Annotated in this window: 23 protein-coding genes; 10 read left to right on the top strand and 13 right to left on the bottom strand. The window is 75.3% G+C overall.

Going from position 1 to position 22463, the window contains the following annotated elements; all coding sequences use genetic code 11:
- Positions 1-15 precede the first annotated feature (15 nt).
- From K1Y72_RS24165 to K1Y72_RS24185, 5 genes are read left to right on the top strand one after another with little or no spacing between them, the layout of a single operon-like run.
- A complete protein-coding gene (locus K1Y72_RS24165; RefSeq protein WP_308287205.1) occupies positions 16-1266 on the top strand; it encodes an NAD(P)/FAD-dependent oxidoreductase in 1251 nt (416 codons plus the stop codon).
- Entirely contained in the window at positions 1263-2009 is a 747-nt protein-coding gene (locus K1Y72_RS24170; RefSeq protein WP_220168721.1) for a DUF1365 domain-containing protein, read from the top strand. The genes K1Y72_RS24165 and K1Y72_RS24170 overlap by 4 nt, the downstream gene beginning before the upstream one ends.
- Entirely contained in the window at positions 2006-3247 is a 1242-nt protein-coding gene (locus tag K1Y72_RS24175; RefSeq protein ID WP_220168722.1) for an SAM-dependent methyltransferase, read from the top strand. The genes K1Y72_RS24170 and K1Y72_RS24175 overlap by 4 nt, the downstream gene beginning before the upstream one ends.
- Positions 3244-4569 carry a class I SAM-dependent methyltransferase gene (locus K1Y72_RS24180; protein WP_220168723.1) on the top strand — a complete coding sequence of 442 codons (1326 nt, stop codon included), beginning with the start codon at positions 3244-3246 and terminating at the stop codon, positions 4567-4569. Before K1Y72_RS24175 ends, K1Y72_RS24180 begins: the two co-directional genes overlap by 4 nt.
- Positions 4570-4574: 5 nt before the next feature.
- The gene (locus tag K1Y72_RS24185; protein WP_372452981.1) at positions 4575-5366 is read left to right on the top strand and encodes a DUF1295 domain-containing protein; all 792 of its coding nucleotides are present in this window, start codon (positions 4575-4577) and stop codon (positions 5364-5366) included.
- A 72-nt stretch (positions 5367-5438) separates the two neighbouring features.
- Here K1Y72_RS24185 and K1Y72_RS24190 read toward each other — a convergent pair whose 3' ends face one another.
- Complete coding sequence (locus tag K1Y72_RS24190; protein ID WP_220168725.1) at positions 5439-6686, bottom strand: glycosyltransferase; 1248 nt, start codon at positions 6684-6686, stop codon at positions 5439-5441.
- 174 nt (positions 6687-6860) lie between these two features.
- Here K1Y72_RS24190 and K1Y72_RS24195 point away from each other — a divergent pair, with 174 nt between their 5' ends.
- The 3 genes from K1Y72_RS24195 to K1Y72_RS24205 are packed head-to-tail and all read left to right on the top strand — an operon-like array spanning position 6861 to position 9228.
- A complete protein-coding gene (locus tag K1Y72_RS24195) occupies positions 6861-8108 on the top strand; it encodes a serpin family protein (protein WP_220168726.1) in 1248 nt (415 codons plus the stop codon).
- A complete protein-coding gene (locus tag K1Y72_RS24200) occupies positions 8105-8752 on the top strand; it encodes a histone deacetylase (RefSeq protein ID WP_220168727.1) in 648 nt (215 codons plus the stop codon). The genes K1Y72_RS24195 and K1Y72_RS24200 overlap by 4 nt, the downstream gene beginning before the upstream one ends.
- Entirely contained in the window at positions 8749-9228 is a 480-nt protein-coding gene (locus K1Y72_RS24205) for a peroxiredoxin (protein WP_220168728.1), read from the top strand. Before K1Y72_RS24200 ends, K1Y72_RS24205 begins: the two co-directional genes overlap by 4 nt.
- Here K1Y72_RS24205 and K1Y72_RS24210 read toward each other — a convergent pair.
- Positions 9194-10867 (bottom strand): CocE/NonD family hydrolase, encoded by a 1674-nt coding sequence (locus K1Y72_RS24210; protein WP_220168729.1) that lies wholly within the window; start codon positions 10865-10867, stop codon positions 9194-9196. The genes K1Y72_RS24205 and K1Y72_RS24210 overlap by 35 nt on opposite strands.
- A 115-nt stretch (positions 10868-10982) precedes the next feature.
- Between K1Y72_RS24210 and K1Y72_RS24215 the strand changes: the two genes are divergently transcribed.
- Positions 10983-12089: a mechanosensitive ion channel family protein gene (locus K1Y72_RS24215; protein ID WP_220168730.1), complete on the top strand. Its 1107-nt coding sequence runs from the start codon at positions 10983-10985 to the stop codon at positions 12087-12089.
- Here K1Y72_RS24215 and K1Y72_RS24220 read toward each other — a convergent pair.
- The gene (locus K1Y72_RS24220) at positions 12035-12616 is read right to left on the bottom strand and encodes a TetR/AcrR family transcriptional regulator (protein ID WP_220168731.1); all 582 of its coding nucleotides are present in this window, start codon (positions 12614-12616) and stop codon (positions 12035-12037) included. The genes K1Y72_RS24215 and K1Y72_RS24220 overlap by 55 nt on opposite strands.
- Positions 12617-12738: 122 nt before the next feature.
- On the opposite strand from K1Y72_RS24220, the gene K1Y72_RS24225 reads away from it, so the two are divergent.
- A complete protein-coding gene (locus K1Y72_RS24225; RefSeq protein ID WP_258573514.1) occupies positions 12739-14133 on the top strand; it encodes an MFS transporter in 1395 nt (464 codons plus the stop codon).
- 74 nt (positions 14134-14207) lie between these two features.
- Here K1Y72_RS24225 and K1Y72_RS37315 read toward each other — a convergent pair whose 3' ends face one another.
- The 10 genes from K1Y72_RS37315 to K1Y72_RS24275 all read right to left on the bottom strand — a co-directional run bounded on the left by K1Y72_RS37315 (position 14208) and on the right by K1Y72_RS24275 (position 22398).
- Positions 14208-15098 (bottom strand): ATP-binding protein, encoded by an 891-nt coding sequence (locus K1Y72_RS37315; protein WP_220168733.1) that lies wholly within the window; start codon positions 15096-15098, stop codon positions 14208-14210.
- A gap of 65 nt (positions 15099-15163) precedes the next feature.
- Positions 15164-15709 (bottom strand): 3'-5' exonuclease, encoded by a 546-nt coding sequence (locus K1Y72_RS24235; RefSeq protein ID WP_308287206.1) that lies wholly within the window; start codon positions 15707-15709, stop codon positions 15164-15166.
- Entirely contained in the window at positions 15697-15978 is a 282-nt protein-coding gene (locus K1Y72_RS24240) for an FAD-binding protein (protein ID WP_220168734.1), read from the bottom strand. The genes K1Y72_RS24235 and K1Y72_RS24240 overlap by 13 nt, the downstream gene beginning before the upstream one ends.
- Positions 15975-16910, bottom strand: coding sequence for an EamA family transporter (locus K1Y72_RS24245; RefSeq protein ID WP_308287207.1), 936 nt, complete (start codon positions 16908-16910; stop codon positions 15975-15977). The genes K1Y72_RS24240 and K1Y72_RS24245 overlap by 4 nt, the downstream gene beginning before the upstream one ends.
- A gap of 52 nt (positions 16911-16962) precedes the next feature.
- Positions 16963-17649 (bottom strand): lysophospholipid acyltransferase family protein, encoded by a 687-nt coding sequence (locus K1Y72_RS24250; protein WP_220168736.1) that lies wholly within the window; start codon positions 17647-17649, stop codon positions 16963-16965.
- Positions 17650-17757: 108 nt separating this feature from the next.
- Positions 17758-18375 carry a GOLPH3/VPS74 family protein gene (locus K1Y72_RS24255; protein ID WP_220168737.1) on the bottom strand — a complete coding sequence of 206 codons (618 nt, stop codon included), beginning with the start codon at positions 18373-18375 and terminating at the stop codon, positions 17758-17760.
- Positions 18375-18590 carry a type II toxin-antitoxin system antitoxin gene (locus K1Y72_RS24260; protein ID WP_220168738.1) on the bottom strand — a complete coding sequence of 72 codons (216 nt, stop codon included), beginning with the start codon at positions 18588-18590 and terminating at the stop codon, positions 18375-18377. The genes K1Y72_RS24255 and K1Y72_RS24260 overlap by 1 nt, the downstream gene beginning before the upstream one ends.
- 3 nt (positions 18591-18593) lie before the next feature.
- On the bottom strand, positions 18594-19517 hold the full coding sequence (locus K1Y72_RS24265; protein WP_372452979.1) for an SPFH domain-containing protein: 924 nt from the start codon (positions 19515-19517) through the stop codon (positions 18594-18596).
- Between the two features lie 61 nt (positions 19518-19578).
- The gene (locus tag K1Y72_RS24270) at positions 19579-20781 is read right to left on the bottom strand and encodes an HNH endonuclease signature motif containing protein (protein ID WP_220168739.1); all 1203 of its coding nucleotides are present in this window, start codon (positions 20779-20781) and stop codon (positions 19579-19581) included.
- A 57-nt stretch (positions 20782-20838) separates the two neighbouring features.
- Entirely contained in the window at positions 20839-22398 is a 1560-nt protein-coding gene (locus K1Y72_RS24275; protein WP_220168740.1) for an MFS transporter, read from the bottom strand.
- Between the last annotated feature and the right edge of the window lie 65 nt (positions 22399-22463).

Here is a 22463-nt window from a genome sequence, read left to right on the forward strand (position 1 = left end):
CCGAGGGAGGACCAGGTGCCCGGAAGCGACCCGCGGCGGCGGACGGCGGTCATCGGAGGCGGGGTGGCCGGGCTCACCGCCGCCCACGTCCTGCAGCGCACGACCGACGTCACCCTGTTCGAGGCGGACGCGCGCCTGGGCGGCCACGCCCACACCCACGACCTGCCCGCCGGGCCCGTCGACAGCGGCTTCATCGTGCACAACGAGCGCACCTACCCGCACCTGCTGCGGCTGTTCGCCGAACTCGGCGTCACCACGCGGGACTCGGAGATGAGCATGTCGGTGGCGTGCGCCGGGTGCGGCCTGGAGTACGCCGGGGCGCTCGGCGCGTCCGGGCTGTTCGCCCAAGTCCGCTCGCTGGCGCGCGGCCGCTATCTGCGGATGCTCGCCGAGGTCCCGCGCTTCCACCGGCGCGCCCGCGCCCTGCTCGCCGACCCCGGCGACACCCGCACCCTGGACGCCTTCCTGGACGCGGGCGGCTTCACCCCCTACTTCCGCGCCCACTTCATGACGCCGCTCGTCGCCGCCGTCTGGTCGTGCGCGCCCGCCACCGCCGGGCTCTACCCGGCCCGCTACCTGTTCGCCTTCCTCGCCCACCACGGGATGCTGTCGGTCACCGGGTCCCCGCAGTGGAAGACGGTGACGGGCGGCTCGCGCACCTACGTCGAGCGCGTCGCCAAGTCCCTCACCGCCGTGCACACCGCGACGCCCGTCCGCGCGGTACGGCGCGTCACCGGCGGCGTGGAGGTCACCGACGACGACGGCACGACGCACGCGTTCGGCGCCGCCGTCATCGCCACCCACCCCGACCAGGCGCTCCGGCTCCGCCCCGACGCGACCCGCGCCGAACGCGAGGTGCTCGGCGCGTTCACCTACTCGCGCAACCCGACCGTCCTGCACCGCGACGCCTCGGTGCTGCCGCGGGCGCGGCGCGCGCGGGCGTCCTGGAACTACGCCATGGACGGGTGCGGCGCGGACGCCGGGGGCGTGCGCGTCACCTACGACATGAACCGCCTCCAGCGCCTCGCCACCGACGTGCCGCACCTGGTCACCCTCAACCGGAAGGTGCCCGCCGAGCACGTCATCGCCGAAATGGTCTACGAGCACCCCGTCTACACGCCCGAGTCGGTCGCCGCGCAGGCCCGGCTGCCCGAGCTCAGCGACGGCGTCCTGGCCTACGCCGGCGCCTACCACGGGTGGGGGTTCCACGAGGACGGCTGCCGCTCGGGCGCCGACGCCGCCCGCCACCTGGGCGGTGTCTGGTGACCGTGCCGGCGGAAGGCGCGCTGTACGAGTGCGAGCTGACGCACGTCCGTCCCGGCCCGGTCGGCAACGCCTTCACCTACGGCACCTACCTGTGGCTCATCGACCCGCGCCGCCCCCCGGACCTGCCCCGCCCGCTGCGGCCCCTCGCCCGCTTCGCGCCGCCCGCCGCGACGACGGCGGACCTGGAGGGCTTCCTCGCCGCGCACGGCGAGGACACCGGCGGCGGGCCCGTCCTCAGGCTCGGCCACGCCCGCGTCCTCGGCCACGTCTTCGACCCGCTGACCGTCTCCTGGTGCTTCCGCCCGGACGGCGGCCTCGCCTGCGTCGTCGCCGAGGTCCACAACACCTACGGCGAGCGCCACCGCTACCTGCTGCACCCCGACGGGCGGGGCCGCGCGGAGACGGGCAAGCGCTTCTACGTCTCGCCGTTCCAGCCGATGGAGGGCGAGTACCGGATGAGCCTGCCGGTCCCCGGCGACACCCTCGCCCTCACCATCGCCCTCCACCGGGACGGCGCCCGGCCGTTCGTGGCGACGCTGCGCGGCCGCCGCCGCCCCGCGACCGCCGCGTCCCTGCTGGCCGCCGCCGCCCGGCACCCGGCGGCGCCGCTCGCCGGCCTCGCCCGCATCCACTACCAGGGCGTCAAGCTCTACGCCCGCGGCCTGCGCCCGTACCCGCGGCCGCGCGCCCGCCCCGACGTCCCGCAGCCGACCGCATCCGAAGCAGGGGGAGAACGACCATGACCATGCTCGCCGACGACCGGCGCCGGCGCTGGCCCGACATCACCGCCGTGCCGCGCGCCGGCGTCCGCGCGGCCGTCGCCCGGCGCCTGTTCGACCGCGCCGTGCGCGACCTGCCCGTCCGGATCCTGCACGGGCCCGGCGACCTGCCGCGCGGCCCGGTGCCGACCATGCGGATCGCCCGCCCCGAGGCGTTCCACGCGCGCGTCGGGGCGTCCGGCCTCATCGGCTTCGGCGAGTCCTACATGGCCCGCGACTGGGAGACCGACGACCTGCCGGGCCTGCTCACCGCCTTCGCCGCCCGGATGGCGACGCTCGTCCCACCGCCGCTGCAGCGCCTCCGCCGCCTCGCGGTGCGGCCCCAGCCGCCGGGCGCCGCCGGCGACCCGGCGAGCGCCCGCCGCAACGTCGCCCGCCACTACGACCTGTCCAACGACCTGTTCGCGCTGTTCCTCGACCCGACCATGACCTACTCCGCGGCCCTGTTCGAGCAGGACCCGGCGGGCGCCCTCACCGGCGGTCTCGCCGCCGCGCAGCACCGCAAGATCGACCGGCTGCTGGACCTGACCGGCGTCGGCCCCGGCACCCGGCTGCTGGAGATCGGCACCGGCTGGGGGGAGCTCGCCCTGCGCGCCGGGCGGCGCGGCGCCCGCGTGCGGACGCTCACGCTGTCGGCCGAGCAGCGCGACCTCGCGCTGCGGCGCGCGGCCTCGGCGGGGCTGGCCGACCGCGTCCGCGTCGACCTGCTGGACTACCGGGCGGCCACCGGCGTCCACGACGCCGTCCTCAGCGTCGAGATGATCGAGGCCGTCGGCGCCCGGCACTGGCCCGAGTACTTCGCGACGCTGCGGCGCCTGCTCGCCCCCGGCGGGCGCGCGGGCCTCCAGGCCATCACGATGCCGCACGACCGGATGCTCGCCAGCCGCGACACCCACACCTGGGTGCAGAAGTACATCTTCCCCGGCGGCCTCATCCCCTCCCACGAGGCGATCGCCGGGCACGCCACGGCCGCCGGCCTCCGCGTCACCGGCCGCGCCGACTTCGGCGTCCACTACGCCGAGACGCTCCGCCGCTGGCGCGAGCGGTTCCTCGCCGCCGCCCCCGAGGTCGAGGCGCTCGGCTTCGACGCGACCTTCCGCCGCATGTGGGAGCTCTACCTCGCCTACTCCGAGGCCGGTTTCCGCTGCGGCTACCTCGACGTCCGCCAGTACCTGATGACTCCCGTGGAGGGACCCGCATGACCGCGACCGTCGAACGGCCCGCCGCCCCCGCCCCCGCCCCCGGCGGCGTCTGCCGGCTGCTCGCCCCCGTCCTGCGCGGCGTGTTCGGCGGCCCGCCGCCGATCGGCGTCCGCGCCTGGGACGGCAGCACCCTCGGACCTCTGGACGGGCCCGTCCTCGTCCTGCGCACCCGGGACGCGCTGCGCCGCCTGCTGTGGAACCCCGGCGAGCTCGGCCTCGCCCGCGCCTACGTCACCGGCGAGATCGACGTCGAAGGCGACCTCGCCGAGGGCTTCCGGCGCATCCGGCTGATGGGGAGCGGTGCCCGCCCGTCCCCGGCGACCGCCGCGCACGCCCTGCGCGCCCTGCTCGCCGTCCGCGCGGTCGGCCGCCCCCTCCCCGCGCCCCGCAGCGAGGCCCGCCTCAAGGGACGGCTGCACACCCCCGCCCGCGACCGCGCCGCGATCGCCCACCACTACGACTTCTCCAACGACTTCTACGCCCTCCTCCTGGACTCCCGGATGGCCTACTCCTGCGCCTACTACACGCGCCCGGACGCCGGCCTGGAGGAGGCCCAGGCCGCCAAGCTCGACCTGGTCTGCCGCAAGCTCGCGCTGCGTCCCGGCATGCGGTTCCTGGACGTCGGCTGCGGCTGGGGCGCGCTCGCCGTCCACGCCGCCCGCGAGTACGGCGCCCGCGTCACCGGCGTGACGCTCTCGCGCGAGCAGGCGGCGCTGGCTCGCGAGCGGGCCGCCGGGCTCCCCGTGGAGATCCGCGTCCAGGACTACCGCGCCGTTGACGACGGCCCCTACGATGCGGTCTCCTCGATCGAGATGGGCGAGCACGTCGGCGAGGGCAACTACCCGGTGTTCGCGTCCGCGCTGCACCGCCTCGTGCGCCCGCGCGGACGCGTGCTCGTCCAGCAGATGTCGCGCGGGGCCCACGCCCCGGGCGGCGGCGCGTTCATCGAAAGGTATATCGCTCCCGACATGCACATGCGTCCCGTGGGCGACACCGTCGCGCTGCTGGAGCAGGCAGGCTTGGAGGTCGTGGACGTGCACGCGCTGCGCGAACACTACGTGCGGACCGTCGCCGACTGGAGCGCCACGTTCGACTCCCGCCGGGACGAGATCGCGGCCCTGGTGGGGGAGGAGGCGGCCCGCGTCTGGAGGCTTTACCTGGTCGGCGGCGCATCGGCCTTCGAGCAGGGCAGGATGGGAGTGGACCAGATCCTCATGGTCCGCCCCGACGGGGCAGGCGCGAGCGGCCTGCCCCTCGCTCGCGAGGCGCTCCTCCAGGGGAAGCCGGTCCCCGGGGAAGGGACCGGGGAGGGGCCCTCGTGAGCGGGGTGCCGGCCGGGCCGTTCCTGGCGAACCTGCTGTACGCGGCGCTCGCCGTCGTCGCGCTGTTCGCGGTGACGTTCGCGGTCGCGCTGCGGCAGCGCCGCCACGTCGTCGTGGACGTCGCCTGGGGCACCGGGTTCGCCGTCATCGCCGCCGTGTCCCACCTGGCGTCGGCCGGCCACGGCGACGGCGCCCGGCGCCTCGTCGTGCTCGTCCTGACGGCCGCCTGGGGGCTCCGGCTCGCCTGGCACATCGGGCGCCGCAGCCGCGGCAAGGGCGAGGACCCGCGCTACGAGGCGCTGCTGCGCAAGGCCAAGGGGAACCCGGACCTGCACGCGCTGCGCTCGGTGTACCTGGTGCAGGCCGCGGTGATGTGGTTCGTGTCGCTGCCCGTCCAGCTCGCGATGTACGAGCCGGGCGGCCTCGGCCCGGTCGGGTACGCGGGCATCGCGCTGTGGGCGGTCGGGCTGTTCTTCGAGGCCGTCGGCGACCACCAGCTGTCCCGCTTCGCCGCCGACCCCGCGAACAAGGGGCAGGTCATGGACCGCGGCCTCTGGCGCTACACCCGCCACCCGAACTACTTCGGCGACGCCACCGTCTGGTGGGGCCTGTTCCTGCTCGCCTGCGACCAGTGGATCGGCCTCGCGACCGTCCTGTCGCCGCTGCTGATGTCGTTCTTCCTGGTCAAGGGCACGGGCAAGCCGCTGCTGGAGCGCCGCATGGCGCGGACCCGGCCCGGCTACGCCGGCTACGCCGCCCGCACCAGCGGCTTCCTCCCGCTGCCGCCGCGCGGCTGACGCCGGACGCGGTCCGGACATGAAGAGGCCCCGGTCCGTGCGGGCGGACCGGGGCCTCGAGCGAGTGCACTGCTAGCTGGCGAGGGCCTCCAGCAGCTCCTCCTCGTCCTCGCGGGACAGCGCGACCGGCTCCTCCTCCACGACGGGGAGGATCTTGTCGTAGGACCGCAGCGTCTCGTTGGCGACGCGGGTCCAGGAGTAGCGGGAGTGGGCGCGGTCGGCGGCGGCGATCGCCCAGCTGCTCAGCGTGGTCTCCTCGGCGAGCAGCCGCCGGATGGCGCGGCCGATCTGGACGGGGCGGCCGGCCGGGACGTGCATCCCGGTGATGCCGTCGAGGACGCTGTCGGCGTTGTGGCCGACCGCGGTGGACATCACCGGCACGCCGCAGGCCATCGACTCCAGCGCCACCATCGGGGCGGGCTGGGCGGGGGCCAGGCAGAGCGTGAGGCGCGCGGTGCGGTACAGCTTCGGCAGCGCCTTGCGCTGCACCCGGCCGAGGAAGATGACCCGGTCGGCGACGTGCAGCTCCTTGGCCAGCAGGGTGAGGCGGTGCACCGCCGGGTCGTTCTCCAGCTCCTCGCGGGCCGGGCCGCCGGCGATGGCGAGCTCGGCCTCGGGGACGTGCACCAGGGCGCGGATCGCGGTGGCGACGCCGCCGTCCTCCAGGTCGCGGGCGACGGTGACCAGGCGGGGCCGGTCGCTGCGCGGCATCGCCGGGCCGATCTGGGTGAACTGCTCGCCGTCGACGCCGTAGGGGCGGACGGCGATGGTGTTGCGCGGCACGCCCATCCGGGCGAGGGCGTTGGCCTCGCCGGTGTGCGCGGCGATGACGGCGTCGGCGCCGCGGCCGACGGCGGTCTCCAGCCGCATGCGGGCCGGGTGCACCTCGCGGCCGAGGCGGCGCTCGCCGGCGGCGAGGCCGTGGTAGCTCTGCACGAACGGGATGCCGAGCTCGCGGGCGACGGCGCAGGCGGCGAGGCCGCCGATCCAGCCGTGGGCGTGGACGACGTCGGGGCGGTGCGCGCCGCTCCAGCGGCGGCGGAGGGCGTCGGTGAACTCGCCGAGGACGGCGAGCTGGTCCTCCTCGCGGAGGCGGTCGGCGGGGCCGGCCTCCAGCATGTGCAGGGTGGCGCCGGGGGCGATGCGGGTGCGGCCGCGGGCGGTGGTGTTCTGGCGGCGGCCGTAGACGTGCACGGTGTGCTCTTCGCCGTCGGCCGGGCGGGCCAGGGAGCGGGCGAGCTCGCGGACGTGGATCGCGTGGACGCTGTCGTCGTCGAGGGAGGCGAGGGAGACGAGCGCGATGGAGAGGGTGCGACGCATGACGATCCTCCGAGGTTCAAGGCAGGGGTAACCTGGAGGTATCTGCGTCTTAGACACCTTGCTCGATCACTGTAATGTCCGGTGGCGCCCGAAAGCAAACCCCCGCTTCCCGGAAATCGCAAAAAAGACGCCCGGGGAAGGGAACCCTGTCGCCAGGGGCGGCGTCGTAACCTCATGCGCGCCCCTGCCCCCGTCCTGGCGCTGACCTGCGCCGTCCTGCTCCCGGTCATCGCCTCGTGCGGTGCGCCGGCCGCCGCCGCGCAGGAGGTGCGCGGCACCGCGAAACCCGTCCCGCGCGCCGATCCGCGCCCGCTGGCGCGCGCCGACACCGCCTTCGGGCTCGCGATGCTCGGCGCGGTGTGCGCGAAGGGCTCGCACGCCAACGCGGTGCTGTCGCCGAGCAGCCTGGCCTCCGGCCTCGGCATGGTGCGCCTCGGCGCCCGCGGCGCGACCGCGCGGGCGATGGACCGCACCCTGCACCTGCCGTCCGGCGACCTGCTGCCGGGCCTGCACGCCCGCACCGCCGCGCTGCGCGCCCTGAACGGCAAGGACGTCGCGCTCCGCGTCACCGACCGGATCTGGGCCGACGAGCACGTGCCCACCAACGCCGGCTACCTGAACGACCTGGCCACCGGCTACGACGCCGGGCTGCGCAAGCTCGACATCAGCGGAGCGCCCGACGCCGCGCGCCGCACCGTCAACGACCGGATCGCGGACGACACCGCGGGCCGCATCCGCGACCTGCTGCCGCCGGACTCCGTCACCTCCTCCACCGGCTGGATCCTCACCGACGCCGTCCATCTGAAGGCCCGCTGGGCGGCGCCGTTCGAGGCGGAGTCCACCCTCCCGAAGCCCTTCGCCGCGGCGACCGGGACCGTCCAGGCGACCACGATGGCCGCGACCGGCCTCTTCGCCTACGCCCGCGCGGGCGGCTGGACGGCCGTCGACCTGCCCTACCGGGGCGGCCGCGCGAGCATGACCGCGCTGCTGCCCGCCGCCGGCGCGAAGGAGTGCGCGCTCCCCGACGCCGCGACGCTCGCGCGCGTCACCGCCGGGCTGCGCCCGACGTCCGTCGAGCTCGCCCTCCCCAAGGCCGACCTGTCGGCGACCCTGGACGCCGAGTCGCTGCTGAAGGAGCTCGGGATGGGCGTCGCGTTCGGCGACGGCGCCGACTTCACCGGCATCTCCCCGAAGGCGGGCGCCCTCCAGTTCGTCCGGCACGCCGCCGCGCTGAAGGTCGACGAGGACGGCACCGAGGGCGCCGCCGCGACCGCCGTCGGCGTCGACGTGGCCGGCGCGGTCGCGCCGCCGCGCGGGAAGGTCCGGGTCGCCTTCGACCGGCCCTACCTGCTGCTCGTCCGCGACCGCACGACCGGCGAGCCGCTGTTCCTCGCCCGCGTCGCCGACCCGACGAAGCGGTGACCCCCGGCCTGCTCTGGTACGTCGCCTACGGCAGCAACCTGTACCGGGAGCGGTTCGCCTGCTACCTGGCGGGCGGGACGCCGCCCGGCGGCGCGTGGCGCTACCCCGGCTGCCGCGACGCCGCGCCCGCGCGCGACGACCGGGCCGTCCTGCTGCCCGGCGGCATCTACTTCGCGCACACCTCCCTCACCTGGGGCGGCGGCATGGCGTTCTACGACCCCGGCCTGCCCGGGCGCGCGCCCGCCCGCGCCTACCTGCTCACCGCCGCGCAGTTCTGCGACGTCATGGCGCAGGAGATGCGCAGGCGAGTGGATGCGCACGATCCCGGCACGGACCGCGACCTGTCCGAGGTCCTCGCGACCGGGCGGCAGCGCCTCGGCCCCGGCCGCTACGAGACGCTCCTGAAAGTGGGGGAGCGGGACGGCCGTCCCATGCTCACCTTCACCGCCCCGCACCCGGCGGCCGAGGCGCCGTTGAACGCGCCGTCCGCGCCCTACCTGACGATGCTCGGCCGCGGCCTCGCAGAGGCGCACGGCTGGGACGCGGACCGCGCCGCCGCCTACCTGGCGGCCCGCCCCGGCGCGCGCCGGAACTGGACGCACCGGCGGATAGCGGACCTCCTTGGGGTAGTTTCGCCCCCATGAAGATCGGTGATGTCGTCGAGGACTTCGAGCTCCCCGACGAGACGGGCACGACCCGTTCGCTGACCAGCCTCCTGGAGAACGGCCCCGTGGTGCTGTTCTTCTACCCTGCGGCCCTGTCGCCCGGCTGCACCGCCGAGGCGTGCCACTTCCGCGACACCGCCGCCGAGTTCGCCGCCGCCGGCGGGCAGCCCGTCGGCATCAGCGGCGACAGCGTCGAGAAGCAGCAGGAGTTCGCCGGCAAGCACACCCTCGGCTACCCGCTGCTCAGCGACCCCGAGGGGACCGTGCGGTCCCGGTTCGGGGTGAAGCGCGGCCTCACGCTCGTGCCGACCAAGCGGCAGACCTTCGTGATCGGCACCGACCGCCGGATCGCCGAGGTCGTCAAGAGCGAGGTGCGGATGAGCGTGCACGCCGACAAGGCGCTGGAGGCCGTCCGCCGGCTCAGCCCCGGGAGGCCGGCAGCACCGGCAGAGTGATCGACGAGGCCCGGCCCGGGGTGTGGAACACCTCCTGGCCGGCCGCGACGAGCCGGGCCGCCGTCCCGATCGGCTCCCCGGTGCCGGCGTTGCGGGCCACTCGCGGGTAGGCGCCCGAGGCGACCTGCACGCGGATGCGGTGCCCGGCGGCGAACCGGTGCCCGGCGGGCCAGAGCTCCACCGCCACGCGCCGCACCCCGTCAGGGTCCGGCGCATCGTCCGGCGCGTCCTCGCCGCCGTCCGCCGGGACGAGCCGCCGCATGCCCTCGCACAGGTTCAGCGAGACGCCGCCGGGGTCCACGTCGCAGAGCCGCACGACGAAGTCGGTGTGCTCGCGGGTGGAGCGCGCGAACAGCTCGGCAGCCACCGGCCCGATCACCTCGACGTCGCGCTCCAGCGGCGCGGACGTGAACGTCAGGACGTCGCGGCGCGCCTCCAGGCGGCGCTGGTCGGCGACCGGGCGGTTGTCGCCGAGCAGCGCCGGGCCGCCGAGGAACGGCGTCGGGTGCGCCGGGTCGTAGCGGTAGGCGGTGGGCTCGGACTCCGGCGGCTCCTCGGGCGACAGGCCCCCGTCCGGCTGGAGGCGCCACTGCTGCGGGCGCAGGCCCGGCACCGGCCAGTCGGGGAACTCGCGCCACTCGCCGGCGCCCGTCACGAACACCCGGACGGGCTGCTCGCGCAGGTCCGACGGGTCGTCCAGCAGGTGCGCGCGGAACCAGCCGATCGCCTCGCGGACCGAGCGGCGCATCATCTGCTGGTCGGCGTGGAACCACGGCCCGATCGTCAGGTAGGGGCGGTGCCCGGCGGCGCGCAGCGCGGCGTAGTCCTTGAGCTGCCAGGGCAGGAAGATGTCGTACCAGCCGCCCGTCATGTTCACCGGCGCGGTCACCTTCGCGACGGCGGGGCTGAAGTCGCGGCGGTCCCAGAACGGGGTGTCGGGGCCGTTGACCAGCAGGTCCTGGAAGAACCGCTGCTGCTCGCCGGTCGCCAGCAGGTCCAGCTCGCCGAGCGGGCGGCCCGACAGCGCGGCCCGCCGGGCGCGGCGCGGCGACATGTACCCGGTGGTGAGGCCCGACAGCGGGTGCTTCATCCGCGCGGTGAGGTCCACCCACGTCAGGGTCGCCTCCAGCGCGAAGGTGCCGCCGACGTTGATGGCGTCGCGGAACTGCGACGCCGTCACCTGCATCGACAGGGCCTTGAGCTCCGGCCCGGCCTCGGCGGCGACGGCCCACTGCACGTAGCCGAGGTAGCTCGGCCCGTGCATCGCGAACGTCTCGCCGAACCAAGGCTGACTCTTCAGCCAGGCAACTGTGGCGAGACCGTCGTCCCGCTCGTCCAGCGGCATGAACACCCCGCCGGACCCGAAGCCGCCGCGCACGCTCTGGACCACGGCCTGGAAGCCGTGCGAGGCGAACGCCTGCCCGCACATCAGCCCGAACGGGCCGCGCCGCCCGTAGGGCGAGCGGACCAGGATCGTCGGCGGCCGGTCGACGCCCTCGGGCGCGTAGTGGTCGGCCAGCAGGTCGACGCCGTCCTCGACGGGGACGCGCAGGTCGCGGGTCACGCGCACGCGATGGGGGCCGTTCTTCAGCCCGAGCGCGGAGACCCCCAGCCGGCGCAGCAGTTGCGTTCCCACCATTCGCCCGATCGTAGCCAGCGCGTCCCGGTACCTTGCGGTCGCGCCCCCGCAAGTGCCGCACTTCACTACCATCGGCGCGTTGGACCACCGTCCCTGCAAGGAGGAGATTCCCGCCATGCCGCACACGCTGGAGTGGAGCCGGGTGATCGCCGCGGCCGTCGTCGTGGCGGTCGCGCTCGTGGTGGCGATCGCGCTCCGGCTCCTCGGCGGCCGGCTCACCCGCCGCGCCGGTGACACCCGCTGGACGTGGGACGACCTCATCGCCCGCCTGCTCCAGGACCTGGCGCTGCCGGTCGCGCTGCTGGCCGGGCTCTGGCTCGGCGCCGAGATCCTCAAGCTGCCGCCGAAGACGCTGGACTACACCGGCAAGGTGCTCACCGCGATCACCGTGCTGGTCGTCTCGCTCGCCCTCGCCCGGCTCATCTCCGGGATCGTCACCGGGGTCGCCTCGGTGCGCCAGGGGATGGCGGGCAGCGTCACCATCTTCGCCAACATCACCCGCGTGGTGGTGCTCGGCATCGGCGTCCTGATCATGCTGCAGAGCCTCGGGGTGTCGATCACGCCGCTGCTCGGCGCCCTCGGCGTCGGCGGCCTCGCCGTCGCCCTCGCGCTCCAGGACACCCTCGCCAACCTGTTCGCCGGCGTGCACGTCCTCGCGTCCAAGACGATCGAGCCGGGCGACTACATCCGCCTGTCCACCGGCCAGGAGGGCTACGTCGTCGACATCAACTGGCGCAACACCTCGATCCGGACGCTGGCCGACAACATCGAGGTCATCCCGAACCAGCGGTTCTCCGACACGATCCTCACCAACTACCACCGGCCCGCGCAGGACATGTCGCTGCTGATCCAGGCGCACGTCGGCTACGGCAGCGACCTGGAGCGCGTCGAGGAGGTCGTGATCGAGGTCGGCCAGGAGGTCATGGCCGAGGTCGAGGGCGGGGTGAAGGACGCCGAGACGCTGGTGCGGTTCCACACCTTCGCCGACTCGGGCATCGGGTTCACCATCATCCTGCGCACCAGCGAGTTCGGCGACCAGTTCCGCCTGAAGCACGAGCTCGTCAAGCGGCTGCACCGCCGCTTCCAGGACGAGGGGATCGAGATCCCCTTCCCGGCGCTCCGCCTCATCCAGGACGGCGGCGCGGCGCCCGCGGGCGACGCGCTCTCTCAGGCCGACGGTCGCGGGCTGACGGCGGGCAGCAGCACCTCGTCCACCAGGTAGCGCAGCTCCTCGTCCGACATCAGGTGCCCGGCGGTCAGCATCCGGTAGTTGACGGCCGCCGGGCCGATGTCGCCCATCTGGCCGGTGTCGGCGCCCGGCCGCACCGTCCCGCGCTCGGCGCCCTCGCGCAGCACCCGGTACATGCCCTCCTTGATCGGCTTGATCAGCCGGTCGTGAACGATGTCGTGCACTAGTCCGCTCTCCTCGTCCTTGAGGATCTGGAACGTCGCCCCCCGGCACGCGGCCATGGTGTCGCGGTAGCAGGTGAGCAGCTCCAGCAGGCCGGCGCGCAGGTCGCCGCCGGCGGTCGGCGCCGGCGGGTCGGGCAGCGCGTGCAGCAGCGCGTCCCCGACCAGCTCGGCCTTGGACGGCCAGCGCCGGTAGAGCGCGGCCTTGCCGGTGCGGGCGGCCGCGGCGACACCTTCCATCGTCAGCTCCCGGTAGCCGTGCGCGGCGACGAGCCGGAGCGCCGCGTCGTAGATGGCCGCCTCCAGCTCGGCGCCCCGGCGCCGCGTCCCGGGGGTCACCGGGCCGCCCCGGCCGTCCCGGAAATAGTGAACGATACCGTTCCTTCTCGCTCGGATCGGTGATACCTTGCCACCATAGTGAACCTTGCCGTTCCTTAAATCAATGCCCGTGGAGGCTCGTCTTGACGACAGCTCCGAGCGGTCCGGCCAGCCGGCGGGAAGCCCCTCCCGCCGCGCCGCCGGCCCTCGCCCGTCCCGCACTCGCCCTCGCCGTCATCGTCGGCGCCCAGCTTATGATCGGCCTGGACACCTCGGTCGTCACCATCGCCCTGCCCGACATCCGCGCCGGCCTGCACCTCGGCACCGGCGGCCTGGCCTGGGTGCAGAACTCCTACATGCTCGCCTTCGGCGGCCTGCTGCTGCTCGGCGGCCGGACCGGCGACGTCCTCGGCCGCCGCCGGGTGTTCGGCGCGGGCGTCGCGCTGTTCACCGCCGCGTCCCTGCTCGGCGGCCTCGCCACGGCGGGCTGGGCGCTGCTGCTCGCCCGCAGCCTCCAGGGCGTCGCGGCCGCCGTCGCCGCGCCGAGCGCGATGGCGCTCATCGCCGCCTCCTTCGAGGGCGCCGCCCGGGTGCGCGCGCTCAGCGTCTTCTCCGCCGTCATCGGCGCCGGGGGAGCGCTCGGGATGGTCGTCGGCGGCGCGCTCACCGAGGCCGCGTCCTGGCACTGGGTGTTCTTCGTCAACGTGCCGATCGGCGCCGCCCTGCTCCTCGCCCTGCCGCGCGCCCTGCCGCACCTGCCGCCCAACCCCGGCCCCTTCGACGCGGCGGGCGCGCTCGCCGCCACCGCTGGCATGACCGCCGTGGTCTACGGGCTGATCCGCGCGTCCGGCGACGGATGGGGCGACGCCCGCGTCCTCGCGTCCCTGGCGGGCGGCGCGGTGCTGCTCGCGGTGTTCGTCGCCGTCGAGGCCCGCGCGCCGCGCCCGCTGATGCCGCTCCGGCTGCTCGCCGACCGCGAGCGCGCCGGCGCCTACGCCGCCCAGCTCCTCGCCGTCGCGGCGATGTTCGGGTCGTTCTTCTTCCTCACCCAGCGCATCCAGCACGACCTCGGCTACGGGCCGCTGCGCGCGGGCTTCGCGTTCGTCCCGACGGTCGGCCTGCAGTTCGTCACGGTGCGCCTCGTGCCGCGCCTGCTGCCCCGCTTCGGCGTCCGCACGCTGGTGGCGACCGGGCTCGCCGCGATCACCGCCGCGCTCGCGATCCTCGCCGCCACCTCGCCGGACGGCGGCTACGCCGCGACGCTGCTCGTCCCGTTCGTGCTGCTCGGCGTGGGCGGCGGGCTCACCATCATGCCGCTGAACGCCGCGATCCTCGGGCGGGCGCCGGTCGAGGACGCCGGCGCCGCCTCGGGCATCGCCCAGACCATGCTGTGGACCGGCGCGTCCGTCGGGACGGCGGTCCTCGTCACCGTGCACGGCGCCGCGCCCGGCGCCGCCGTCTACGCGACGGCCGCCGCGTTCGCCGCCGCCGGCGTCGTCCTCGCCCTCCTCACCCTGCGCCCCCGGCCCCGCCCCTGACCCCCCGGTCACCCCTCGTCGAGATGCGGCGTGTCGCGCACTTCGAAGATCGAAAGTGCGCAACACGCCGCATCTCAACTCTCCGTGACCGGGGGGTCGCCGAACCAGGCGAGGAACTCGTCGTGGCCGATCGAGCGGGCCGTCTCGTGCGCCGAGGGGTGCCCGGCGAAGGGGTCGGCGCCGAGGTCGAGCAGCGCCCGCACCACCTCCGGCTCCTTCTTGAACACCGCGCCCGCGAGGGGGCGCTGGCCCCGGTCGTTCTCGCGTTCGAGGTCGGCGCCCCGCTCGGCGAGCAGCCGGACGGTCGCCGGGTGGCCGTGGTAGGCGGCGAGCATGAGCAGCGTGTCGCCCATCTCGTTGGTCAGGTTGGCGGGCACCCCGGAGTCCACGTACATCGCGAGCCGCTCGTCCTGCCCGTCGCGGGCCAGGTCGAACAGCCGGCCGGTGAACTCCTCCAGCTCGGGCTGCGCGCCGCCGAGGGGCCGCGCGCGGCCGGCGGCGTCCTCGTCCGCCCCGTCCCCGCTGTGCTCGGACAGCTGCGCGCCGAGGGTGTCCGCGCCGTAGCGCAGGTGCTTGACCAGCGCGACGAGCGCGCCCTGCTCGGGGAAGGTGGCGAAGCGCACGTCGTCGGCCAGCGCCTTCATGATCATGACGCCGCGGCCGGACTCGGCGGCCAGGTCCACCTCGTCCCCGCCCGCCGCGCCGCCCGCGGGCTCGAACCCCTCGCCGGAGTCGATCACCTTGATCAGGCAGCGCTCGTCCACGATGGTGGCGCGCACGGTGTAGTCGTCGCCCGCCTGCGCGTGCCGGATGACGTTGGAGCACGCCTCGGTCAGCATGAGCTGGATGTCGTCGCGGATCTCCGCCTCCACACCGAGCGTGCGGAGCGCCGCGTCCAGCAGCCGGCGCACCGCGGGCACGCTCGTCTCGTCGCGCGGCAGCCGCAGATCCAGGTTCAGCTCCACCGGTCCTCCGTTCTCAGGTGCTCCGTCGTCCTACAGATCCCCTGGAGACGGCGGCCAAACCCCGGTCAGGCGGGCCACGCGCCCCGGTCCATGAGGAGGAGGGCGAGCGCGCCGATGTTCCAGGCGTCGTCGGCGCCGCTGTGGTGGCGCCCTTCCAGGGGCAGGCCGGCGTGCTCCAGCGCGCCCGCCATGCCGAGCCGCCGCTTCATGCCGTGCGCCGCCGAGTAGGCCGCCTTGACGTTCACGTGGACCCGCCCGAACGGGTAGCGGACGCCGCGGCACTGCCGCTCGAACTGCCTGCGGTCGTAGTCGCCCCAGCTCGCCCACGGCCGGACGCCCGCCGCGTGCTCGCGCTCCAGCAGCCCGCACGCCTGCTCGAAGGAGACCCCGGTGTCGACCTCCTCCTGGGTGAGCCCGGTCAGCTCGGTGCAGAACGCGCTCACCGCCGACCGGCGGGGCCGCACCAGGATGCGGTGCCGCTCGGCGCGCTCGCGCGTCCCGGCGTCCACCACGCACAGCCCGATCTCGATGATCTCGCTGGCCTGGCCGGGCGGCGCCGCGCCGTCCCAGCAGGTCGCCTCGACGTCGACCACGTTGATCAGCTGTCCCACGGCCGGCACGCTAGCGGCCCGGGACGCCCCGTCACGACCGGTTTTCCCGCGCCCGTCCCCTCCAGCATCCCGGCGATGTCGAAGCCCGCGAGCTCCTGCCCGGTCGCGGCCATGTGCAGCCGCATCCGCTCGGTGAAGCGCTCCTCGGCGTTGACGAGGGTGACCCGCACGCCCTCGTTCCGCCGCGTGCGGGCGGCGAGCTGGACCGCCGCCGCCATGCCCGCGTACCCCGCGCCCAGCACCAGCACGCGGTGCGCCGTCCCGCTCATTCGTGACCCGCGCCGTACGTGACGTGCGTCACGTCCCGATCGGCGGCCTCGCGCGGCTCGTCCGCCCGGCGCGGCTGGGCGCGGGCGACGGCCTGCTGCACCAGCAGCGCGCCGAGCAGGACGACGAGCCCGCCGCCGATCTGCACGGGCGTGAGGGCCTGGCCGAGGACCGCCCAGGCCAGCAGCGCGGCGGTGACCGCCTCCAGCGACGCGACGGCCGCGCCGACCGCCGACGTCAGCCGCCGCACCGCCGCCATGCCCGTGATGTAGGCGAGCAGCGTCGCCACGCCGACGAGCAGGCCGAGCGCGAGCAGGTCGCGGCCGTCGAGGGCGTCCCAGGGCAGATCCCAGGGGCGCGCGAGCGGCGTCAGCACCGCCGTCGAGCCGATGAGGCCCCAGGCCAGGGCGGTGAGCGGCGCGATCCCGTCGCCGGAGTCCTGGGCGAGCAGGAAGTAGGCGGCGGCGCCGGCGGCGGTGCCGAGGCCGAACAGCAGGCCGAGCGCGTCGGAGCTGAGGCCGTCCCACACCCGCGTGACGCAGACCAGGCCCGCCATCGTCAGCGCCATCCCGCCGAGCGCGGCGCGGGGGAGCCGCACCCCGCGCACGAGCCGCACCCACACCGCGACCAGCACCGGCGCGGCGTACTCCAGCAGCGACGCGAGCCCGACCGGCAGCCGCGCCACGGCGGCGTAGTAGCACGCCTGGACGAGCGCGAACCCGAGCAGCGTGTAGAGGACGACGTACCCGCGCCGCCCGCGCGGCACCCGCAGGCTCGGCCGGGCGACGGCCAGCAGCACGACGGCGGCGCCGCCGAGCCGCAGCCACACCACCTGCATGGGGGACAGGCCGTCGTCGATGAGCAGCCGGGCGAGCGGGCCGGACAGGCCGAAGCAGAGGGCCGAGGCGATGCCGATGAGCAGTCCTGCGGGCACGGCGGTTCCTTTCACCGGGGGGTCGGTAACCGCCATACCCACTTAGCCGGTGTTACACGTCGCGGCGGGGCGCGTAGGCGTCCACGTACTCCTGTCCGGTGAGCGCGCGGATCGCGGCCATCACCTCGTCGGTGATCTCGCGGGCCTCGCGGCCGGTGCCCGCGCTGCGCCCGCTGGCGGCGGTGAACGCGAGCGGCCGCCCGAACCGGACCTCGATCCGGCCGGGGCGCGGCACCGCCCGGCCGGGCGGCTGGACGCGGTCGGTGCCGACGATCCCGACGGGCACGACGGTCGCCCCGGTGCGCAGCGCGAGCCGGGCGACGCCGGTGTGGCCCCGGTAGAGCCGCCCGTCGGGCGACCGCGTCCCCTCGGGGTGCAGGGCGAACACCCCGCCGCGCTCCAGCACCGCCGCCGAGGCGTCCAGGGCCGCCTGCGCGGCGCGTCCCCCCGACCGGTCGACGGCGATGGCGCCGACGCCCCGGAAGAACGCCGCCTTCGCCCGGCCGGCCGTCCCGGGCTGGGTGAAGTACTCGTGCTTGCCGAGGAAGAACACCTGGCGCGGCACGACGAGCGGCAGCACGAACGAGTCCACGAACGCCAGGTGGTTGGCGGCCAGGATGACCGGGCCGCGCGCCGGGACGCCGTCCCGGCCGCTCACCGCCGGGCGGAACGCGGCGCGCATCGCCGGGCCGAGCAGCACGTGCTTCATCAGCGGGTAGATCAGGCGTTCGGCGTCCATGACGCGAACCTAGGAGCCCGCCCGCCCGCGCGCCCCTCGCGCGGCGGACAAAGACCCGGGCGCCGATCTTGTAGGCCGCCGCGCTGGACGGGCGCCCGCGCCGCCGGATCAGCTCGCCGCGGCGGCCTCCTGCGCCGCGATCGCCTTGCGCAGCGCGGGCGCCGCCGGGCCGCTGCGCGCCGTCAGCTCCTCGATCCGCGCCTTGTGCTGCCGCCGCTCGCGGCGCGTCAGCACCGTGCGCATGCCGCCCGCCGCCGCGAGCGCGACCGCCGCCGCGTCGTAGCTGTTGACGTGCGCGACGGGCCGCCCGCGCAGCGCCGACCGCGCGCCGCCCCACAGGCCCTTCACCACGCGCGGGTCCTTCACCGTCACCCGCGTGCAGGGCAGCAGCCCGAACCGGCGGCCCCGCTCGACGCGGACGTACCCGTCGCGCGCCAGCTCGTCGCGGACGGCGGCGACGATGGCGCCCCGGTCCTTGCGGATCCAGTGCTGCCACCCGCGCGGACGGCTCGCCGCGATCTGCGCGAGCACCCCGTAGGGGTCGTCGCCGGGCGTGCCGGGCATGGGACGCCGCCCGTCCTCGGCCAGCCGCCCGTCCAGGTACAGCTCGGTGAGCGCGGCGGCGCGCAGCACCAGGCCGAGGTTGGAGCGGACGATCCGCCCCCGCTTCAGGTCGTAGGCCAGCAGGTACATCCGCGCCGGCAGCGTCTCGGGCGTGCTCACCATCACCCCTCCTCGGGGGTCTCGTCGTCCTTGCGCGGCCGGCCCGGCCGCCTCATCCGCCCGGCCGTCCCGGGCATCCGCCCGGCGTCGGCGAGCGCCCTGCGCAGCAGGTACTCGATCTGGGCGTTGGTGCTGCGCAGCTCGTCGGCCGCCCAGCGGGCCAGCGCGTCGTGCACGGCGGGGTCGAGCCGCAGCAGGATCTTCTTACGCTCGGCCACGGGTCACTGGTAGAGCGTGCCGGTGTTGACGACGGGCTGGGCGTCCCGGTCGGCGCACAGCACCACGAGCAGGTTGCTGACCATGGACGCCCGGCGCTCCTCGTCCAGCTCCACCACGTGCTCCTCGTCGAGCTTGGCGAGCGCGGCCTGCACCATCCCGACGGCGCCGTCGACGATCCGCTGCCGCGCCGCCACCACAGCGCCGGCCTGCTGGCGGCGCAGCATGGCCTGCGCGATCTCCGGCGCGTACGCCAGCCGGGTGATCCGCGACTCGACGATCCGCACCCCGGCCGCCGCGACCCGCAGCGCCAGCTCCGCCGACAGCTGCCCGGTGATCTCGTCGGCGTTGTCGCGCAGCGACGTCCGGTCGCTGGCGTCGTAGGGGAACGCGCCCGCGATGTGCCGGACGGCCGCCTCGGTCTGGAAGGCGACGAACTCCACGAAGTCGTCCACCTCGAACGTCGCCCGCGCGGTGTCCTCGACCTGCCAGACCACGACGGCGGAGATCTCGATGGGGTTGCCGTCCAGGTCGTTGACCTTCGCGACACCGGTCTCGTGGTTGCGGATCCGCGTCGACACCTTCCGCCGGTCGCTGATCGGGTTCACCCACCGCAGCCCGTCGTTGCGGACCGTCCCGGTGTAGCGCCCGAGCACCTGCAGCACCCGCGCCTCCCCGGGCGCCACCGCCGTCAGCCCCGCCGCGACGACCAGCCCCGCGACCCCGACCAGCACCCCGGCGACCCACCCCGCGACGGCCGCGCCCCCACCGGCCACGATCCCCGCCGCGACGATCGCGGCGGCCGCCACGACCAGCGCGAACGCCAACCCCAGCATCCCCCACCCGCCGACGTCCCGCCCGGCCCGCTCGCTCACCGACGGCCGCGGCATCTCCACCCGCGCCGTCCTCTCCACATCCGGATTCCCCATGACCCCTCCCAGGCTCACCCCCAAGCTAGCAAAGTGATATCACTTTTACCACCCCACCCCCTCAGACCGCCTCGGTGGACAGCCAGAGGCCCGGCTCCAGCGGCAGCCACGCCCCGTGCCGCTCCCGCGCCTCCGCCCGCAGGACCTCCCGCAGCTCCTCCTTGGTGCGGCCGTGCGTCTTGACGGCGTGGCAGTTCGGGCAGAGCGCCACCATCGCGGCGGGATGGTCGCGTCCCCACTTCGCCCGGTCGTCCACGTGGTCGACCTCCAGGATCGGCTCGCCCTTCTCGTTGACGTCCTCGGGCTGCCCGGCGCACCGCGGGTTCTCGCACCGCCCCCCGCACCGCTCCAGCACCGCCGCCCGCGCCTCCGGCGACCGGACGGGCCGCTCCCCGGCGGACCGCTTCACCGTCCGCCTGTCGCGCCCCGCGCGCTCGCCCTCCTCAACCTTCTCGACGAGCCGCCGGTACTCCTCCCGGGACCGGTCGGAGCCGCCGTCCCCCGCCGGCCCCTCCTCCAAGCCCACGTCGCGGAGCAGCGCGCCGGTGTCCGCCCCCGCGAAGAAGCGGGCGAGGACGGCGGTGACCGCCCGGTCCCGCACCTGCGCGGACCCGGCGACGGCCTCGTGGACCCAGCCGGTGAGGCCGCAGAGCGGGTCGTGCTCGTCGAGCCAGCGGAGCCCGACGGCGTCCCCGTGGGCCACCGGCACCTCCTCGAAGCCGTGGCCCGTCACCTCCCAGAGCGGCGTGCGGTGCAGGGCCAGGAACGGGTAGTCGGGACGGGGCCGCGACGAGGGCTGCCCGTACTTCTCCATCAGCTCGCGCAACTCGGCCCTGGCGTGCGACCAGCGCACCAGACGGGGCAGGCGGCGCCTGGCCCGGCCGAACGCCCACAGCAGGACGATCGGCTGGTGGCGGGCCGGGCCGTCCTCGGTGGACTGGACGCGGAGCCGCTCGATCTGCTCGGCCAGCCGCGCGGCGGGGTCGCCGGGGGCGAGCGTCACCTCGAAGCCGAGCTTGGCCAGCCGCCCGGCGGCGTGCTTGGCGCCGCCGGAGAACTCCGATGCCTTGAGCGGACGTCCCGCGGCGTACTTGTGCGCGACTCCGGCGATCGGCTTGGTGTCGTACAGGACGCCCTCATGCACCAGCACGTAGTCGCGCGAGTGGTGAAAACCGTAGGTCTTCCGGAACGCGTCCCGTCCCTCCCGGTCGCATTCGGCGATGGCCTGCAGAACGGCGTCTCTGGTGATGTCAGCGAGTCCCATTCAGGGAGCATAGACACGCCGGAAAGCCCGCCGGGGCGGGCTTTCGCGCGTGTTGTGTCAGCGGGCGGCGGGCTCGGTCGCGGGGACGTCGTCGGTGTCGGTGTCGGTGTCGGGGAGGAGTTTGGGGACGGAGCGGAGGGTGGCGGCGGCGACGGCGGCGACCAGGAGGGCGCAGGCGGCGCTGCAGTAGAGGGCGGCGTGCATGCCGTCGACGAAGGCGAGGCGGGCGGCGTGCGCGACCTCGGCCGACAGCCGCGCGGGCAGGGCAGCGGCGGCCTGGAGGGCGGCGGCGAGGGAGTCGCGGGCGGCCGCGGCGGCGGAGGCGGGCAGGCCGGCCGGCAGGTCGATCGTGGTGCGGTAGACGGCGGTGAGGACGCTGCCGAGGATCGCGGTGCCAAGGGCGCCGCCGAGCTCGGTGGCGGTCTCGGAGATCGCCGACGCGGCGCCCGAGCGCTGCTTCGGCACCGAGGCGAGGACGGTGTCGCCGGTGACGGTCATCGCCAGCCCCATGCCGATCCCCGACACCACCATCGACGGCACCATCAGCCCGTAGGCGGTGTCCAGCCCGATCAGCGCGTAGGACGCGAACGCCGCCGCCGACAGCACCATCCCGACCGCGACGGTGCGGGCCCGCCCGAGCGCGCCGATGAGCGGCGGGGCGAGCGCGGCGCCGCCCGCCATCGCGCCGAGGGCGCCGGGCAGCCCGGCGAGACCCGCGATGAGCGGCGACCAGCCGAGGGCGAGCTGGAAGAACAGCGAGAAGATCAGCGACTGGGCGACGAGGGCGAACATCGCGAACATGTTGGTGACGATCGAGCCGGTGAAGGCCGCCGACCGGAACAGCGCGAGGTCGATCAGCGGGGACGCGGCGCGGCGCTGCCGCCACACGAACAGCGCGAGGCAGGCGACGCCGGCGGCCGCCGCCGCCCAGACCCGCGCCTCGTCCAGGCCGTGCGCGGCGGCCTCCTTGATCGCGTAGACGGTGCCGACGACGCCCGCCGCCGACAGCGGCACGCTCACCGGGTCCAGCCGCCCGGGGGCGGGGCTGCGCGACTCGGGCAGCACCAGGGCGCCCGCGACCACGGCCACCGCCATGATCGGCACGTTGATCAGGAACACCGAGCCCCACCAGAAGTGGTCCAGCAGCGCGCCGCTGAGGACCGGCCCGAGCCCGACGGCGAGCCCGCCGAGGCCCATGAACAGCCCGACGGCCGCCGTCCGCTCCTTCGGCGTGGTGAACACCCGCCGGATGAGCGACAGCGCCGACGGCATCAGCGTCGCGCCCGCGACGCCGAGGACGGCGCGGGCGGCGATGAGCAGCTCGGCGGTGCCGGCGTAGGCGGTGGCGGCGGACGCGGCGGCGAACAGCGCGGCGCCGGTCAGCAGCAGCCGCCGGTGCCCGATCCGGTCGCCGAGGCCGCCCATGGTGATGAGCAGCGCGGCGAGCGCGAAGCCGTAGGCGTCGGACGTCCACAGGATCTGGGTGGACGTCGGGTGCAGGTCGGCGGCCAGGTGCGGGATCGCCTGGTTCAGCGCGGTGAGGTCGATGTTGGGGACGATCGCGGCGAGGCCGCAGACGGCGAAGGTGCCCCATTTGCGGGCCGGTGAGTAGCTCATGCCGGAAGGTTCGCCGGGCCCGCTGACCGTCCCCGCACCGTTCGCTGACGGCGCCGCACCCGCGG

The organism is Actinomadura parmotrematis, assembly GCF_019458805.1.
Taxonomy (GTDB): domain Bacteria; phylum Actinomycetota; class Actinomycetes; order Streptosporangiales; family Streptosporangiaceae; genus Spirillospora; species Spirillospora parmotrematis.